Consider the following 15,252-nt stretch of genomic DNA (forward strand, 5'->3'; position numbering starts at 1 on the left):
CTACGGCTCCTGTTACTGACGCTCTTTTTTAAAAAGGTTCTTTTAATGGCCAATAATACCACTGGGTTAACACGTATCATCAAAGCCGCCGGCTATTCATGGAAAGGTTTCCGTGCCGCATGGGCCAACGAGGCCGCGTTTCGCCAGGAGGGCGTCGCCGCTATCATCGCGGTGATCGTCGCCTGTTTCCTTGATGTTGATGCTATTACCCGCGTACTTCTTATCGGTTCCGTACTTCTGGTGATGATAGTGGAAATTCTTAATAGCGCTATTGAGGCCGTTGTGGATCGCATCGGTTCCGATTTCCATGAGCTTTCTGGCCGCGCAAAAGACATGGGATCTGCTGCCGTGTTACTGGCGATTATCACTGCCGTTATCACCTGGGTCACGCTGCTTTGGTCACATTTCCGATGAGCCTCGAGGAATAATTAAGTCCCTGGTTTTTTGTGCAGTTTTTGGTTCCAAAATCGCCTTTGACTGTATATACTCACAGCATAACTGTATATACACCCAGGGGGCGGAATGAAAGCGTTAACGACCAGGCAGCAAGAGGTGTTTGATCTCATCCGGGATCATATCGGCCAGACGGGTATGCCACCTACGCGTGCGGAAATCGCGCAGCGTCTGGGTTTCCGTTCTCCGAATGCTGCCGAAGAACACCTGAAAGCGCTGGCGCGTAAAGGCGTGATTGAGATTGTATCAGGCGCGTCACGCGGTATCCGACTGCTAGTAGAAGAAGAGACGGGCATTCCGCTGGTAGGTCGTGTTGCTGCCGGTGAGCCTTTACTGGCACAGCAGCATATTGAAGGTCATTACCAGGTCGATCCAGCCATGTTCAAGCCGAGCGCTGATTTTCTGCTGCGCGTTAGCGGCATGTCGATGAAAGACATCGGTATTCTTGACGGCGATCTGCTTGCGGTACATAAAACGCAGGATGTGCGTAACGGCCAGGTGGTTGTCGCGCGCATTGACGATGAAGTCACCGTCAAACGTCTGAAAAAACAGGGTAACACCGTTCAGTTGCTGCCTGAAAACAACGAGTTCACCCCAATTGTGGTCGATCTCCGCGAACAGAACTTCTCTATCGAAGGTCTGGCAGTAGGCGTGATTCGTAACGGTGAATGGCTGTAATCTCTTCCTGACAGGCTACGCTTCCGCTGTAGCCTGTTCATCTACCTTTCCCGGTATTTCGCATGTCACTACTGACGGCATCAGATAAGGCATTGTGGCGTCTTGCCCTGCCGATGATTTTCTCCAATATTACCGTGCCTTTACTGGGACTGGTTGATACTGCCGTTATAGGCCATCTTGATTCATCAGTTTATCTTGGCGGCGTGGCGATTGGCGCGACGGCAACCAGCTTCCTGTTTATGCTGTTGCTCTTTTTACGCATGAGCACCACCGGTCTTACCGCACAGGCTTATGGTGCGAAAGATCCGCTGCGTCTGGCGCGCGCGCTGGTGCAGCCGCTGATACTCGCGCTTGGCGCGGGTGCATTAATCGTTGTATTGCGGACACCCCTGATCGATCTTGCGCTTCATATCGTTGGCGGCAGCGAGGCGGTACTGGATCAGGCGCGACGTTTCCTTGAAATCCGGTGGCTCAGCGCGCCAGCGTCGCTGGCTAACCTGGTTCTGCTGGGGTGGCTACTGGGCGTTCAGTATGCCCGGGCGCCAGTGATTTTGCTGGTGGTGGGCAACCTTCTCAACATTGTGCTGGATATCTGGCTGGTGATGGGCCTGCATATGAACGTGCGGGGCGCGGCGCTAGCGACGGCGATTGCCGAATACGGGACCTTTATCATTGGCTTGTGGATGGTCTGGCGCGTGCTGTCGATGCGCGGGATCTCACTGGCGCTGCTCAAAACCGCATGGCGCGGCAATATCCGTAAGCTGCTGGCCCTCAACCGTGACATCATGCTGCGCTCGCTGCTTCTTCAGCTCTGCTTCGGCGCGCTGACGGTTTTCGGGGCTCGACTGGGGCCAGAAATCGTGGCGGTCAACGCGATATTGATGACGCTTCTGACCTTTACCGCCTATGCGCTGGACGGTTTTGCCTACGCGGTTGAAGCGCATTCCGGGCAGGCGTACGGTGCGCGAGAAAGCGGGCAGCTTCGGGATGTCTGGCGGGCAGCCTGCCGTCAGTCGGGACTGGTGGCGCTGGCCTTTGGTCTGGTTTACGCCTGCTTTGGTGAGCAGATCGTTGCATTGCTGACGTCTATACCTGCTCTGCGCGAGTTGGCGAGTCACTATCTCCTCTGGCAAGTCATCTTACCGGTGGTCGGCGTCTGGTGTTATCTGCTGGACGGCATGTTTATTGGTGCGACGCGCGGAGCGGAAATGCGCAACAGCATGGCGGTCGCGGCGGCAGGGTTTGGTCTGACGCTGCTAACGCTTCCCTGGCTGGGTAATCACGGTTTGTGGCTGGCCCTGGCCGTCTTCCTCTCGCTGCGCGGGTTATCGCTGGCGTTTATCTGGCACCGCCACTGGCAAAACGATACCTGGTTCTCTTCGCGCCACGATATATCGTGACGGTTAAAGATTCCGAATATGAAATTAACTACGGAATCCTTAACTACAATAATTATCACGTCCAGCAGAAAAGAACGTAACGGACGTTACGACCCGACGCTTAACTAAGAGGACACGATGATGAATAAAGACGAAATCGGCGGCAACTGGAAGCAGTTCAAAGGTAAAGCGAAAGAAAAGTGGGGTAAGCTGACTGATGACGATATGACCGTCATTGAAGGTAAACGCGATCAGCTTGTCGGTAAAATTCAGGAACGTTACGGCTACGCGAAAGATCAGGCGGAAAACGAAGTCAAAGACTGGGAAACCCGTAACGACTACCGCTGGTAACGCTGAATAACCCACAGGGCGGCTCCAGGCCGCCTTTTCTTTTGCCGTTAACGCGGCTTTTTCTTCACCAGGATAGAGTGGTCGTGCTGACACGCGTCCTGATGGCGACAGGCTTCCACCTCCACGCACGCGGAACAGAGCCCGTGCGCCTCAATCACGTTATGACGCAGGGCAAACCCCATTTTCGCTGCCAGCGTATGCATAATGTCTTCCACGCCTTCCGCAGCCTCTTCTTTCACCACGCCGCAGCGGTCACAGATAAACATAGCCGATGTGTGGGTGGGCTGATCGAACAGATGGCACAGCACATAGCTGTTGGTGGATTCCACCTTGTGCACGAACCCTTGTTCAAGCAGGAAATCCAGAGCGCGATAGACCGTCGGCGGCTTTGCCTGCGGCTCGCTTTCGCGGAGCAGGTCGAGCAGATCGTAGGCGCTGATGGCACCCTGCTGCAGGCTCATCAGGCGTAATACTTCAAGGCGCTGCGGAGTCAGGCGCACATTGCGTTGCGCACACAGCTTTTCGGCCTGCGCTAACAGCTCTTTTGTGGACTTATCCATGTAGCACCCCGGATGTTATAGGACGGAAAACCCTCACTTTATCATGTTCTGGTAAAAACGCCGAGATCCACCAGTCTGTGCTATACCTGACCCATTACAAACCGGGAAATAAACAATGAAAAAACCTGACTGTATTCGGCACTGGCGCGACGTAGAAGTCGCGGATGATTCGACCTATCCAGATAGCGATGAGCTTTTTTCTATCGGCGCCCCGTTGGCTCGAAAGCTTGGGCTCGGGCGTATTGGTATCCATCATGAGCGCCTGCCGCCTGGGCGCAGGACGTCCTATCCGCATGCGGAGAGCGACGAAGAAGAGTTTATTTACGTGCTTGAAGGCCACCCTGACGCCTGGATTAATGGCTACTTGTGGAAGCTGGAGCCTGGCGACAGCGTAGGTTTTCCCGCCGGTACCGGCATCTGTCATACCTTTATCAACAACACGGACGACGAGGTTCGGCTCCTGGTCGTTGGCGAGGCTAACAAGAAGCATAACCGCATATACTATCCGCTTAACCCGGTTTATGCCGCTACCCGAGAGGATCGCTGGGTAGACCACCCGCCCCAGTTTTTTGGACCGCATGATGGAAAACCTGGGAAAAAATAATTTCCTCTTCTATAAATATTGAGGGCCGTCACAAAATATAACAGGCCGTAAGGGAGTTTTACTTAGGGATAGAAATAGCGGGTCTTTTACTACTTATTCACAGCAATAGTTCGTTCCTGTTTGGGTGATAACAGACAGGGGTTATTTCATAACAGACTATAACGGGCATACTGTGAAAAAAAATTTTAAATTTTCGGTGGTTAGTATCGCTGTTTCCTTGTTTATGGCAAATCAGGCGGGAGCAGCCAATACCTGGACAGAATCACGAAGCGACGCAATGGGTGGCACTGGCGTTGCCTCCGGGAGCTATGGCAGTGGGGCATTAATCAACCCCGCGCTGCTGGCAAAGGCAAAACCTGACGATGATGTGACGGTCATTTTGCCGTCCGTTGGCGTACAGGTAACGGATGAGGACAATCTTCAGGACGAGATTGATACCATCAACGACAAAATCAATCACTACAAGGATGTGGTTGATAATCTCACGCCAAGAGAAATTATCACCAATCCATTAGGTTCCATTAATCAATTCCAGGGCGCGGCCAAAGATCTGGCCGATGAGCTGGACTATCTCAAAGGCAAAACCGCACGCGCAACGGCTGGTGCAGGGCTTGCGGTGAGTATCCCTAACGATGTCCTTTCGGTAGCCTTCATGGCGAAAGGCTATGCCCATGGCCGGGTGAGCTCGTCTATCGATCAGCAGGATATTGATTATCTGCGCGGTATTCAACGCAGTAATGTGGTGGCTGCCGGTGTTGCCCTGGACGCTGCGCTGAACGGCACGGATCAGATCACTAAAAACCTCAACTCAACCGCGTCTGGCCGGGCAGCGATTGTCTCCGACTATGGTGTTGCCGTTGCCCGCCAGTTTGACCTCGGCGGCGTCCCTGTTTCCGTGGGCGTGACGCCAAAGCTGCAAAAAACCTGGGTCTATAACTACACCACGTCAATCTACGATTACGACAGTAACAAGTGGAACGACAGCCGCTACCGTACTGACGATACGGGCTTCAACGTGGATGCCGGTATTGCGGCCGATTTCGGCGAACACTGGACCGTTGGCGTGAGCGGACAAAACCTGATGTCGCGCGATATCGACACCAAAGATATCCGTATCCGCAATGGCCGTACGGGAGAAGTGGTGAGCTATAAAGACACCTATCAGATCCGCCCGCTGGTAACCGCCGGTGCCGCCTGGCACAACGACCTGGTGACGCTGACCGCCGATGGCGATCTGACCGAAACCAAAGGCTTCAAGAGCGAAGATACGTCGCAGTACGTGGGTGTCGGTGCCGAGGTGACGCCGCTGAGCTGGCTGGCGGTCCGTGCGGGTTATCGTGCAGACGTGAAGGGTAACGACAGCAATGTCTTTACCGGCGGTGTCGGTTTCGCGCCGTTTAGCACCGTGCATGTTGACCTGATGGGCCTGTACGGTGAAGATGAAACCTGGGGCGCAGGGGCTCAGCTGAGCATGACGTTCTAAAGTCAACCGGAGGCGCTGCGCCTCCGGCTTTTCTTTGTGCTATAGTAGCGCCCCTTTTCCACCAGATGCTTAAAACTTCGCCATGTCGTCAGAATCACAGACCGCTTTCCCCGCACACCGTTTCTCCATTGCGCCGATGCTCGACTGGACGGACAGACACTGCCGCTATTTCCTGCGCCAGCTCTCCCGCCATACGCTGCTGTACACCGAAATGGTGACCACGGGCGCAATTATTCACGGGAAGGGCGACTATCTGGCCTACAGTGAGGAAGAGCATCCGGTTGCCCTGCAGCTGGGCGGCAGCGATCCGGCCGCGCTGGCGCAGTGTGCGAAGCTGGCGGAAGCGCGCGGCTACGACGAGATCAACCTGAACGTTGGCTGCCCGTCCGACCGTGTGCAAAACGGTATGTTCGGTGCCTGCCTGATGGGGAACGCGCAGCTGGTAGCGGACTGTATCAAGGCGATGCGCGACGTCGTTTCCATTCCGGTGACGGTCAAAACCCGTATCGGGATTGACGACCAGGACAGCTACGAATTCCTGTGCAACTTCATCGATACGGTCTCCGGAAAGGGCGAATGCGAGATGTTCATCATCCACGCGCGAAAAGCCTGGCTCTCCGGCCTGAGCCCGAAAGAGAACCGTGAGATCCCGCCGCTGGACTACCCGCGCGTGTATCAACTGAAGCGTGACTTCCCGCACCTGACGATGTCGATCAACGGCGGCATTAAGTCGCTGGAAGAGGCCAAAGCGCATCTGGCGCATATGGATGGCGTGATGGTCGGCCGCGAGGCGTACCAGAACCCAGGCATTCTGGCGACGGTCGATCGCGAAATCTTTGGCATTGAAGGCGCAGACACCGATCCGGTTGCCGTCGTGCGGGCGATGTATCCTTATATTGAGCGCGAGCTGAGCAACGGTACGTATCTCGGCCATATCACCCGCCATATGCTGGGTCTGTTCCAGGGTATACCGGGCGCGCGTCAGTGGCGCCGCTACCTGAGCGAGAATGCGCATAAAGCCGGAGCCGATATTGAGGTGCTGGAACATGCGCTGCGACTGGTGGCAGACAAGCGATAACTTTCGCTAAAAGTTCGTCAAATTCACCACGCCCTGCGAGTTCTCGCGGGGCGTTTTGCTTTAAGAACAAAACGTTAGCTTTGGCATGGATCTTGTAATGCTTAATGCATTACTCGGGAACTCGTGGGAGAGCACCATGCTGGAACTACTTTTTGTGATTGGCTTTTTTGTCATGCTGTTAGCGACAGGCGTTTCGTTGCTCGGCATTCTGGCGGCTATCGTGGTGGCGACGGTGGTCATGTTTATTGGCGGACTGTTTGCGCTGACGATCAAACTGCTGCCGTGGTTACTGCTGGCCGTTGCTGTGGTGTGGGTGATTCGGTCGATTAAATCGCCAAAAGTGCCCGGTTATCAGCGCAATAACCGCTTCCGTTACTAAGGTATTGAGGGGTTCGTCACATAGTTGTAACTTTTCCGGCAGCATGGCTTAGAACAGAATAGGATTTACTTATCGAATCTGTCACTATGACTGCCGTTAAAGAATTCATCGTGCTGTACCCTACATACAGCCGAACTAAAAAAAGAAAGGGCTTCCCACGGGAAGCCCAATTTCTTTTTGGGGCTCAGGGAATCAACAGGCTCGACCCCTGCGTCGCCCGGCTCTCCAGCACCTCATGCGCGCGCTGCGCATCGGTCAGCGCGAATTTCTGCGCATCTGCCACGTCCACTTTGATGACACCGCTGGCGATCAGCGAGAACAGCTCGTTGCTGGCTTCCTCAAGTTCTTCCCGGTTGGTGATGTAGCCCTGCAGGGAAGGGCGCGTGACGTATAGCGAACCTTTCTGATTCAGAATACCGAGATTCACGCCGGTGACAGCGCCTGACGCATTGCCGAAGCTCACCATCAGCCCACGACGCTGCAGACAGTCCAGCGACGCTTCCCAGGTGTCTTTCCCAACCGAGTCATACACGACGCGCACCTTTTTGCCGCTGGTGATCTCCTTCAGCCGTTCGACAATGCTCTCTTCACGATAGTTAATCACCTGCCAGGCGCCCGCCTGCAGCGCGCGCTGCGCTTTTTGGGCATTGCCCACGGTGCCGATCAGTTTTGCGCCCAGGGCTTTTGCCCACTGACAGGCGATGAGCCCGACGCCGCCCGCCGCGGCATGAAACAGGAACTGCTCGTCGGGTTTAATTTCATAGGTTTTACGCAGCAGGTAGTAAACGGTTAAGCCTTTCAGGAACGAGGCCGCCGCCTGTTCGAAGGAGATAGCGTTAGGCAGCAGGGCGGCTTTATCCGCCGGAACGTTGTGGACGGAGCTGTAAGCGCCCAGCGCAGACTGCGCATATACCACGCGGTCGCCCTCTTTAATATGCTTAACCGCGCTGCCCACTTTGACGACGACGCCGGCTGCCTCGGTGCCGAGGCCGCTCGGCATTGACGGAGGCGGGTAGAGCCCGCCGCGAATATAGGTGTCGATGTAGTTTATGCCTATGGCTTTGTTTTCAACCTGCACTTCGTTTTCGCCAGGCGCGGTGGGGGTGAACTCCACCGCTTTGAGTACGTCTGGCCCACCGTGTTTCTGGAATTCAATGCGCGTTGCCATGCTCCCTCCATAAGAAAAATATGGTAATCTTTCGACCCACTCTTTATCTCGGTAACTCCATTCACTATGGCAGGAAACAAACCCTTCAACAAACAGACTGAACCTCGCGAGCGTGATTTCCAGGTCGCAGGGTTAAAGGTCCCGCCGCACTCGATTGAAGCGGAACAGTCGGTGTTGGGCGGTTTAATGCTGGATAACGAGCGCTGGGACGACGTCGCCGAGCGCGTCGTGGCGGAAGATTTCTACACCCGCCCGCACCGCCACATCTTTACTGAAATGGCGCGTCTGCAGGAGTCGGGCAGCCCGATTGATCTGATCACGCTCGCAGAATCACTGGAGCGTCTTGGTCAGCTCGACAGCTGCGGTGGGTTTGCCTATCTGGCAGAACTGTCAAAAAACACGCCTAGTGCGGCGAACATCAGCGCTTATGCCGATATCGTGCGCGAACGTGCCGTCGTCCGCGAGATGATCTCGGTGGCGAACGAGATCGCCGAAGCGGGTTTTGATCCGCAGGGTCGCACCAGTGAAGACCTGCTCGACCTTGCCGAGTCCCGCGTCTTCAAAATCGCCGAAAGCCGCGCCAACAAAGACGAAGGCCCAAAAAATATCGCCGATGTGCTCGACGCCACCGTCGCCCGTATCGAACAGCTGTTCCAGCAGCCGCACGATGGCGTCACCGGAGTGAATACCGGCTATGATGATTTGAACAAGAAAACCGCCGGCCTTCAGCCGTCGGATTTGATTATCGTCGCCGCGCGTCCGTCGATGGGTAAAACCACTTTTGCGATGAACCTCGTCGAAAATGCGGCGATGTTGCAGGATAAGCCGGTGCTTATCTTCAGTCTTGAGATGCCCTCCGAGCAGATTATGATGCGTTCTCTGGCGTCGCTGTCGCGTGTGGATCAGACCCGCATTCGTACCGGCCAGCTTGACGATGAGGACTGGGCGCGCATCTCCGGCACCATGGGCATTCTGCTGGAAAAACGTAACATCTATATCGATGACTCTTCCGGCCTGACGCCGACGGAAGTGCGCTCCCGCGCGCGCCGTATCGCCCGTGAACACGGCGGCATCGGCCTCATCATGATCGACTACCTTCAGCTGATGCGCGTTCCGTCGCTTTCAGACAACCGTACGCTGGAGATTGCGGAGATTTCCCGCTCGCTCAAGGCGTTAGCCAAAGAGCTGCACGTGCCGGTGGTCGCGCTGTCGCAGCTGAACCGCTCCCTGGAACAACGCGCCGACAAGCGCCCGGTCAACTCCGACCTGCGTGAATCCGGCTCCATCGAGCAGGATGCCGACTTAATCATGTTTATCTACCGTGATGAGGTTTATCACGAGAACAGCGACCTGAAAGGGATCGCCGAAATTATTATTGGTAAACAACGTAACGGCCCAATCGGAACGGTGCGTCTGACCTTTAACGGACAGTGGTCGCGTTTCGACAACTATGCCGGTCCTCAATATGATGATGAGTAATTTCTAAGGAATTCAAATGCAAGCGGCAACTGTTGTTATTAACCGCCGCGCTCTGCGACACAACCTGCAACGTCTGCGTCAACTGGCGCCTGCCAGCAAGCTCGTTGCAGTCGTGAAAGCGAACGCTTACGGACACGGTCTTCTTGAGACCGCGCGAACGCTCCCCGATGCCGATGCCTTTGGCGTCGCCCGTCTTGAAGAAGCCCTCCGCCTGCGCGCGGGGGGGATTACCCAACCGATTCTTCTCCTCGAAGGTTTTTTCGAAGCCAGCGATCTGCCAACCATTGCTGACCAGCATCTGCACACGGCGGTACACAATGAAGAACAGCTGGCCGCACTTGAAACCGCCGAGCTGAGCGAGCCGGTGACCGTCTGGATGAAGCTAGACACGGGCATGCACCGTCTGGGCGTGCGTCCGGAAAGCGCGGAAGCGTTTTACCAGCGTCTATGCCGGTGCAAAAACGTGCGCCAGCCGGTGAATATTGTCAGCCACTTCGCCCGTGCCGATGAGCCCGAGTGCGGTGCAACCGAGCGGCAGCTGGATATCTTTAATACCTTCTGCGAAGGCAAGCCGGGGATGCGCTCGATCGCAGCTTCCGGCGGGATCCTGCTGTGGCCGCAGTCGCACTTCGACTGGGCGCGACCGGGCATCATTCTTTACGGCGTATCACCGCTGGAGAACAAGCCCTGGGGGCCGGATTTTGGCTTCCAGCCGGTCATGTCGCTGGTCTCTAACCTGATTGCCGTGCGTGACCATAAAGCGGGTGAGCCGGTGGGCTACGGCGGTACCTGGACCAGCGAGCGTGATACCCGCCTTGGCGTGGTGGCGATGGGCTATGGCGACGGTTATCCCCGTGCCGCGCCGTCGGGTACGCCGGTTCTCGTCAACGGTCGCGAGGTGAAGATCGTTGGTCGCGTGGCGATGGACATGATTTGCGTCGATCTGGGGCCAGAAGCGCAGGATAAACCCGGCGACGATGTGGTGATGTGGGGGGAAGGTTTACCCGTTGAACGTATTGCTGAAATTACTAAAGTGAGTGCTTACGAACTTATTACCCGCCTGACGTCTCGGGTGGCGATGAAGTACGTCGACTGAAACGTGTACGTAACAGTCCAACGGCATACGTTGCCGTTGGACAAGTAACGCTTATTTCAACACGTTATAAATCGCCTGATTCGTTAAATAATCTGACGCCAGCCCTGACTCTGGACTGAAGCGCGCGCCCTGAATGGATGAGAAGCGTTTTCCTGTGTTGCCCAGTGAGACATAGCGTTCTCCCCCATCGTTTTCCGAAATGGTGTACACCGTTTTCTGCATTTCGGCGAACAGCGGAGCGTTACGCTGAATGACCTGATGCAATTCCAGCAGCTGCACACCATCAAGATTGAGCTTTTTATCCAGCGTGACCCCCCATCTTTGCAGGCAAACTTCGGCAAAATGACGCACGATCGTGCCCGGTTCATGCACCACTTTTTCCCCGCTATTCCCATTAGCCGACGCATTTCCCACCAGCGTAGCGTGACGACCAGACATAGGATAAATATGTACCTTTGTCGTGCTATCGGTCTGTGGAATGACGCACGAGAAACCTTTTGAACGCTCGTGTCGGGCATAGAAAGCCACATACTCCTTCACGTTGCTGCCCAGAGTGACTTTTTCCGGCTGGAAATTACCCATTCCCGGAACCGGATCGACAGCAAAAATATTCACCGGAATAGTCGTCAAAAGGGGATCGGCCAGCATCGCATTCGCAAGCATATGGCAGCTAATTCCGCCCCGGCTCCATCCCACAAGGTTCACCTGAGTGGGCAGAATCTGGCCCTGACGGAAGGTTTTAATAATTTGCTGCTGCAGCGCCTGCTGGGTCACTTTACGGTCACCATAATCATACTTGCGCCACCAAAACGATCCGGTAACCTCAACGTCCTGAATCGGCACGCCCGCCTTTTTGAGCTGCTCATAGTTCTCTTTTGTGAGCTTTTCTCGCTGCCAGTCAACGTGCCCTTTAATAATATTGATCGCGTGCTTAACATTCTCATTCCAGCCGCTGCCCAGAAGCTGGGCCCGAAGCTGAGAATATTCTCCGCTTTTGACCCAAAGTTCATCGCTTTGAAGATTACCGCTTCCCGGGCCATCAAGAATGACCCATTCGGCGAACTCTTTACCCTTGTTATTGGCGGCCAGAGAAGAAATGAGCTCGCCGTTCCAGTAATTAGCATGAGACTCATCAAACTTATTAGAACCAGTACCACAGAAATACACTGTTAGTATTGTCATAAATGACCTCATTGAAATATTAATATGTAGGTGGATGGCACGCGTGCGGTTAAATAATACGTGTCGGCAATATTTCGAGAAATATGCTATTAAGCCCAGGGTATTTTTGATAGCGATAAGTTCGTTCTTAATTAAATATGGCTATGTTTAATGTGTAGCACTGCTTAACTTTGTGCTTAGGCATATGACATTTGCCTTATGCCGAATGCTGTTTTTACAGTTCTGCAATAGCACGCATACTTAATTTCGGAATAAGTTAGTTGAATAATCTAAGAAAATAGATTTCACACGGGGTTATGCTACAATGAACATATTAATGATCGATGAATTACCGATCTTCATTCACGGTATGAAAACAGAGCTGGAACGCGTAATGCCGGAATGCACTGTTTTTTCAGCGAACAACTTTGAAGATGCACACGCAATTTTAACCTCTATGCCAGTCAGCATTATTTTGCTGGATGGTGAAATGAAATGCCGTGATTTTATCACAAATTTGATGTCAAACTGGCCTGAGCTACCGATCGTGGTAATGTTACGAAAAACGACGGATAAGATATTCAACTTCTACATTCGTCAAAGCATTAAGGGCATTTTTACTAAGGATCTTCCCGCCGAGAAAATCAGCCAGATACTTAGCATGGTTTCCTCGGGTGTGGTCTGCTTTCCGGAGCAGGCCGTGATTCAGCGAGAACAACCCACTGGCGGTTTACCGATTCATACTCTGAGTCGTCGGCAGAAGGAAGTGCTCAAGCTGCTGGCGAATGGAGGAACAAATAAGCAGATCAGCAGACAACTGAATATCAGTGCTGGTACGGTCAAAGTACATCTGGAATCCATTTTTCACCGATTGCAGGTCAACAATCGAACACAGGCTGCAATGCTCTATTTTAAATATATGGGCAATTAGGCCGTTTTTGTAAGACGCAGGATTGGTATCAAACTATGTTTAGTGAAAAGCGCGACAGGCAGAATACTGTCGCGCTTTTTTTAATGATACTGAGATTTGAAATAGTATATCACGACCACCAGAGTTCCAAAGTCCTGCAATAGCCAGAAGGGAAAACTGTCACTCAGTATATCAGCCCCAGTAAGGATAAATTTCATGTTTAAACTGCTCTCACCAAAAAAGCCAAAGGCGAGGGCAGCTAAGCCGACTTTACACATTACCGGCAGAGCATGGACTCTTCGACTATAGGCTGCAAACAAAATGAGCAGCGAGGTGACAAGGTCGACGAGGATAATAAAGGGAAGAACCCAGCCATTCATTATGTTAAGCATTTACTCTCCATCGGGATTGTTATGGGTTAAATCAGGCGGAGAAAGTGACTCGTGCCTGACTTTGCTTTTGATGACGCTGGCGACATCAAAAATATCGCGCTGTTCGTGCCGGCGGAAAAAGTTTGCCAGCCAGACGATCAGACCATTACTCATTGCCCCGAGGATATAACCTAAACCAAGCGTGATATCGGCCTGGTTAAGGTCTATCTTTAACCAGCGGGCTGATAAGCCACCTAATGCGACGGCCGCACCCATGCTGATTCCGCCAAAAATAATGCCTGCCATAAATCGGCTGTGCTGATGCAGCCGCTGCGGTTGCCAGAAAAACGAAATACTGACGCCGCCAAATAAGCCTGAAAATGCCAGCAAGGCTTCGCTGATGAGGGTCGGGAGATAGATGTCAGACATACATTCATCCTCTGCAAGGATAAACCCCCTCGAAAAAGGGGATTTATTATCGTAACGGGCGCTTATTATTGGCAGGGATCCAGCTCAACAATATGCTGATACTTATCGGTAGTGATAAAGCGCTGTTGCCCTGACAGGCTGTAAATCAAACGTTCAGGAGAGCGATAGCCCTTTACGACATCCACATCCGCGCTAAGCCAGGGCTGATCGGCAGGAAGAGCGCTATGGCTGTATTTGTCGCCTCCGATCCATTTTTGATGAGTGAGTTTCAACCCCCAAAGTGACTCGCTTTCACTCCCCGACCAGCCGAGGCGTTTGGCTTCTTCCGACGTGATATAGCGGTCGGGCAGGCGGCCAAAATTTTTTATATGGCGAAGGGTTGTCGCCAGCTCGGTCACATTATTGACGGGCGGTACACCCTGAGAAGATAAAAAGGCGTTAACTTCCTTTATTTCATCTTCGCAGGTTGGCATGGCGGCAGTAGCCTGTAAAACGGCGAATAAGGAAGCAGAAAGAACGGCCATTTGCACTATGGATAATGATTTCATGTGTTTTTCCTGTCGAGTTAACTGAGAAATAACTTCATTTCCGCCTCGCGGCGACGCGTCAGACCAGCCAATACCTTCCCGCCTGCCTTATTCCAGCTTTTGAACTGCAGTGCGGCGCCCTGAACATCGCCAGCGTTGAATTTTTTGAGCAGCGTTGATTTCTTCAAATTGCCAACGCCGAGGTTGAAGGCGAAGGAAACCAGCGCGTCGAATTGCGCCTGCGTTGCTGGCTGGTTCAGCAGCTTTTTCACGCCGTCCTCGGTGCGTTTTAGATCTTTGCGCAGCAGATCTTTGGCTTCGCCGGTAGTAATTTTAGTGAGCTTTTCCATCTCCTCTTTGAGGATCAAATGGCCATAGCCGATGGTCCATAAACCTACGGCATCGCGATAACGCTCCAGCTTTAGTCCTTCAAACTGGCAAATCAGCTGAATACCCTTGTCACCTGTACGTTCTGGTTGTGTGTGCATTACGGAGTCTCCTCTGCTTTCGGACGGGGAATCACCTTGTTGGTGTATTCGTCAATCAAGCGCATAACGCTTTCCGGTGGCTCAAGCGCGGTAAACTGCATCTCCACATCGACGTGGCGGCTGTCACGCCCGCCTTTGTTATCGCTGGAAGGCGAAAGGCTGACGTGAAAGCGACCAAATTCGTTTTCACCGGACTGGCGGGAAGGTGCCTGCATGCCTTCCGTACGGATCGTCAGGTTGACCTTCATTTTCTCCAGCATCAGCCCGCGCGGCGTTGAAAGTGCGACCAAGGGCAGGTCAAAGTAGTGCTTTTCATCCAGTGCTAGCTGTACCGTGCGTGGAACCAACGAACCGTCCTCAGCAGGTTCGAAAAAGGGATCCAGCGCTTTCATATACTGTTGAGCAATCAGTTCGTTGGCCGCCGTGGCCGCGTACTGCATCCCGCGGGTAATATCTTCAAGCGAGATCGGCACGCCGGGAATATCGGCTGGCGGCGTAGGGGGCGTGTTTTCCTGTACAGGCGGCGTGCCTTCATCCTCTTTGCCCGTCCTGTTTTCCGGCTCTTCATCCTTGCCGCCGCGCAGCCATTTTTTAAAAGACATATTTCGCTCCTGGAAAAAGGGCTACCCGGGTAGCCCCTGCGTTACGGAATCGCACG

At 53.5% G+C, this 15,252-nt stretch carries 19 protein-coding genes; 11 read left to right on the forward strand and 8 right to left on the reverse strand.

The genetic code is table 11. From position 1 onward, the window contains the following. Positions 1–45 precede the first annotated feature (45 nt). From AB3N39_RS01420 to AB3N39_RS01435, 4 genes are all read left to right on the forward strand, one after another. Positions 46–414 (forward strand): diacylglycerol kinase, encoded by a 369-nt coding sequence (locus AB3N39_RS01420; protein ID WP_111964212.1) that lies wholly within the window; start codon positions 46–48, stop codon positions 412–414. 108 nt (positions 415–522) lie between these two features. Continuing rightward, complete coding sequence (gene lexA / locus AB3N39_RS01425; protein ID WP_111964211.1) at positions 523–1,131, forward strand: transcriptional repressor LexA; 609 nt, start codon at positions 523–525, stop codon at positions 1,129–1,131. A gap of 62 nt (positions 1,132–1,193) precedes the next feature. Further along, positions 1,194–2,531 carry an MATE family efflux transporter DinF gene (dinF, locus tag AB3N39_RS01430; RefSeq protein WP_143344532.1) on the forward strand — a complete coding sequence of 446 codons (1,338 nt, stop codon included), beginning with the start codon at positions 1,194–1,196 and terminating at the stop codon, positions 2,529–2,531. A 120-nt stretch (positions 2,532–2,651) separates the two neighbouring features. After that, the gene (locus AB3N39_RS01435) at positions 2,652–2,861 is read left to right on the forward strand and encodes a CsbD family protein (protein ID WP_024906712.1); all 210 of its coding nucleotides are present in this window, start codon (positions 2,652–2,654) and stop codon (positions 2,859–2,861) included. A 47-nt stretch (positions 2,862–2,908) separates the two neighbouring features. Here the strand turns inward: AB3N39_RS01435 and zur are convergent, their stop codons facing one another. Further along, positions 2,909–3,421, reverse strand: a complete 513-nt coding sequence (zur, locus tag AB3N39_RS01440; protein ID WP_008503369.1) for a zinc uptake transcriptional repressor Zur — start codon at positions 3,419–3,421, stop codon at positions 2,909–2,911. Between the two features lie 115 nt (positions 3,422–3,536). On the opposite strand from zur, the gene AB3N39_RS01445 reads away from it, so the two are divergent. The 4 genes from AB3N39_RS01445 to pspG all read left to right on the forward strand — a co-directional run bounded on the left by AB3N39_RS01445 (position 3,537) and on the right by pspG (position 6,965). Beyond that, positions 3,537–4,025, forward strand: a complete 489-nt coding sequence (locus AB3N39_RS01445) for a cupin domain-containing protein (RefSeq protein ID WP_115876925.1) — start codon at positions 3,537–3,539, stop codon at positions 4,023–4,025. Positions 4,026–4,197: 172 nt separating this feature from the next. Then, on the forward strand, positions 4,198–5,508 hold the full coding sequence (locus tag AB3N39_RS01450) for a conjugal transfer protein TraF (protein ID WP_115876924.1): 1,311 nt from the start codon (positions 4,198–4,200) through the stop codon (positions 5,506–5,508). Positions 5,509–5,590: 82 nt separating this feature from the next. Beyond that, positions 5,591–6,586, forward strand: a complete 996-nt coding sequence (gene dusA, locus AB3N39_RS01455) for a tRNA dihydrouridine(20/20a) synthase DusA (protein WP_136196007.1) — start codon at positions 5,591–5,593, stop codon at positions 6,584–6,586. Positions 6,587–6,722: 136 nt separating this feature from the next. Then, positions 6,723–6,965, forward strand: a complete 243-nt coding sequence (gene pspG, locus AB3N39_RS01460) for an envelope stress response protein PspG (protein ID WP_111964222.1) — start codon at positions 6,723–6,725, stop codon at positions 6,963–6,965. Positions 6,966–7,149: 184 nt separating this feature from the next. On the opposite strand, the gene AB3N39_RS01465 is transcribed toward pspG, so the two are convergent. Next, positions 7,150–8,133, reverse strand: a complete 984-nt coding sequence (locus AB3N39_RS01465; protein ID WP_133293585.1) for a quinone oxidoreductase — start codon at positions 8,131–8,133, stop codon at positions 7,150–7,152. A gap of 66 nt (positions 8,134–8,199) precedes the next feature. On the opposite strand from AB3N39_RS01465, the gene dnaB reads away from it, so the two are divergent. Further along, complete coding sequence (dnaB, locus tag AB3N39_RS01470) at positions 8,200–9,612, forward strand: replicative DNA helicase (RefSeq protein ID WP_023310046.1); 1,413 nt, start codon at positions 8,200–8,202, stop codon at positions 9,610–9,612. A 16-nt stretch (positions 9,613–9,628) separates the two neighbouring features. Continuing rightward, complete coding sequence (gene alr / locus AB3N39_RS01475) at positions 9,629–10,708, forward strand: alanine racemase (protein ID WP_136196008.1); 1,080 nt, start codon at positions 9,629–9,631, stop codon at positions 10,706–10,708. Positions 10,709–10,759: 51 nt separating this feature from the next. On the opposite strand, the gene AB3N39_RS01480 is transcribed toward alr, so the two are convergent. Next, positions 10,760–11,902: an ENY2 family protein gene (locus AB3N39_RS01480; protein WP_254208642.1), complete on the reverse strand. Its 1,143-nt coding sequence runs from the start codon at positions 11,900–11,902 to the stop codon at positions 10,760–10,762. A gap of 304 nt (positions 11,903–12,206) precedes the next feature. Between AB3N39_RS01480 and AB3N39_RS01485 the strand changes: the two genes are divergently transcribed. Further along, entirely contained in the window at positions 12,207–12,800 is a 594-nt protein-coding gene (locus tag AB3N39_RS01485; RefSeq protein WP_240741472.1) for a response regulator transcription factor, read from the forward strand. Positions 12,801–12,880: 80 nt separating this feature from the next. Here AB3N39_RS01485 and AB3N39_RS01490 read toward each other — a convergent pair whose 3' ends face one another. The 5 genes from AB3N39_RS01490 to AB3N39_RS01510 form a co-directional block, all read right to left on the reverse strand. After that, on the reverse strand, positions 12,881–13,171 hold the full coding sequence (locus tag AB3N39_RS01490; RefSeq protein ID WP_111967849.1) for a hypothetical protein: 291 nt from the start codon (positions 13,169–13,171) through the stop codon (positions 12,881–12,883). Then, positions 13,172–13,579: a hypothetical protein gene (locus tag AB3N39_RS01495; protein WP_115876918.1), complete on the reverse strand. Its 408-nt coding sequence runs from the start codon at positions 13,577–13,579 to the stop codon at positions 13,172–13,174. It abuts the gene before it with no gap. Between the two features lie 65 nt (positions 13,580–13,644). Beyond that, positions 13,645–14,127 (reverse strand): ribonuclease domain-containing protein, encoded by a 483-nt coding sequence (locus AB3N39_RS01500; RefSeq protein WP_115876917.1) that lies wholly within the window; start codon positions 14,125–14,127, stop codon positions 13,645–13,647. Between the two features lie 17 nt (positions 14,128–14,144). Continuing rightward, on the reverse strand, positions 14,145–14,594 hold the full coding sequence (locus tag AB3N39_RS01505; protein WP_213802735.1) for a lysozyme: 450 nt from the start codon (positions 14,592–14,594) through the stop codon (positions 14,145–14,147). Further along, positions 14,594–15,196, reverse strand: a complete 603-nt coding sequence (locus AB3N39_RS01510; protein WP_087450023.1) for a DUF2589 domain-containing protein — start codon at positions 15,194–15,196, stop codon at positions 14,594–14,596. Before AB3N39_RS01510 ends, AB3N39_RS01505 begins: the two co-directional genes overlap by 1 nt. Between the last annotated feature and the right edge of the window lie 56 nt (positions 15,197–15,252).

It is taken from the genome of Enterobacter vonholyi, from assembly GCF_040834095.1.
In the GTDB taxonomy this organism is placed as follows: Bacteria; Pseudomonadota; Gammaproteobacteria; order Enterobacterales; family Enterobacteriaceae; genus Enterobacter; species Enterobacter vonholyi.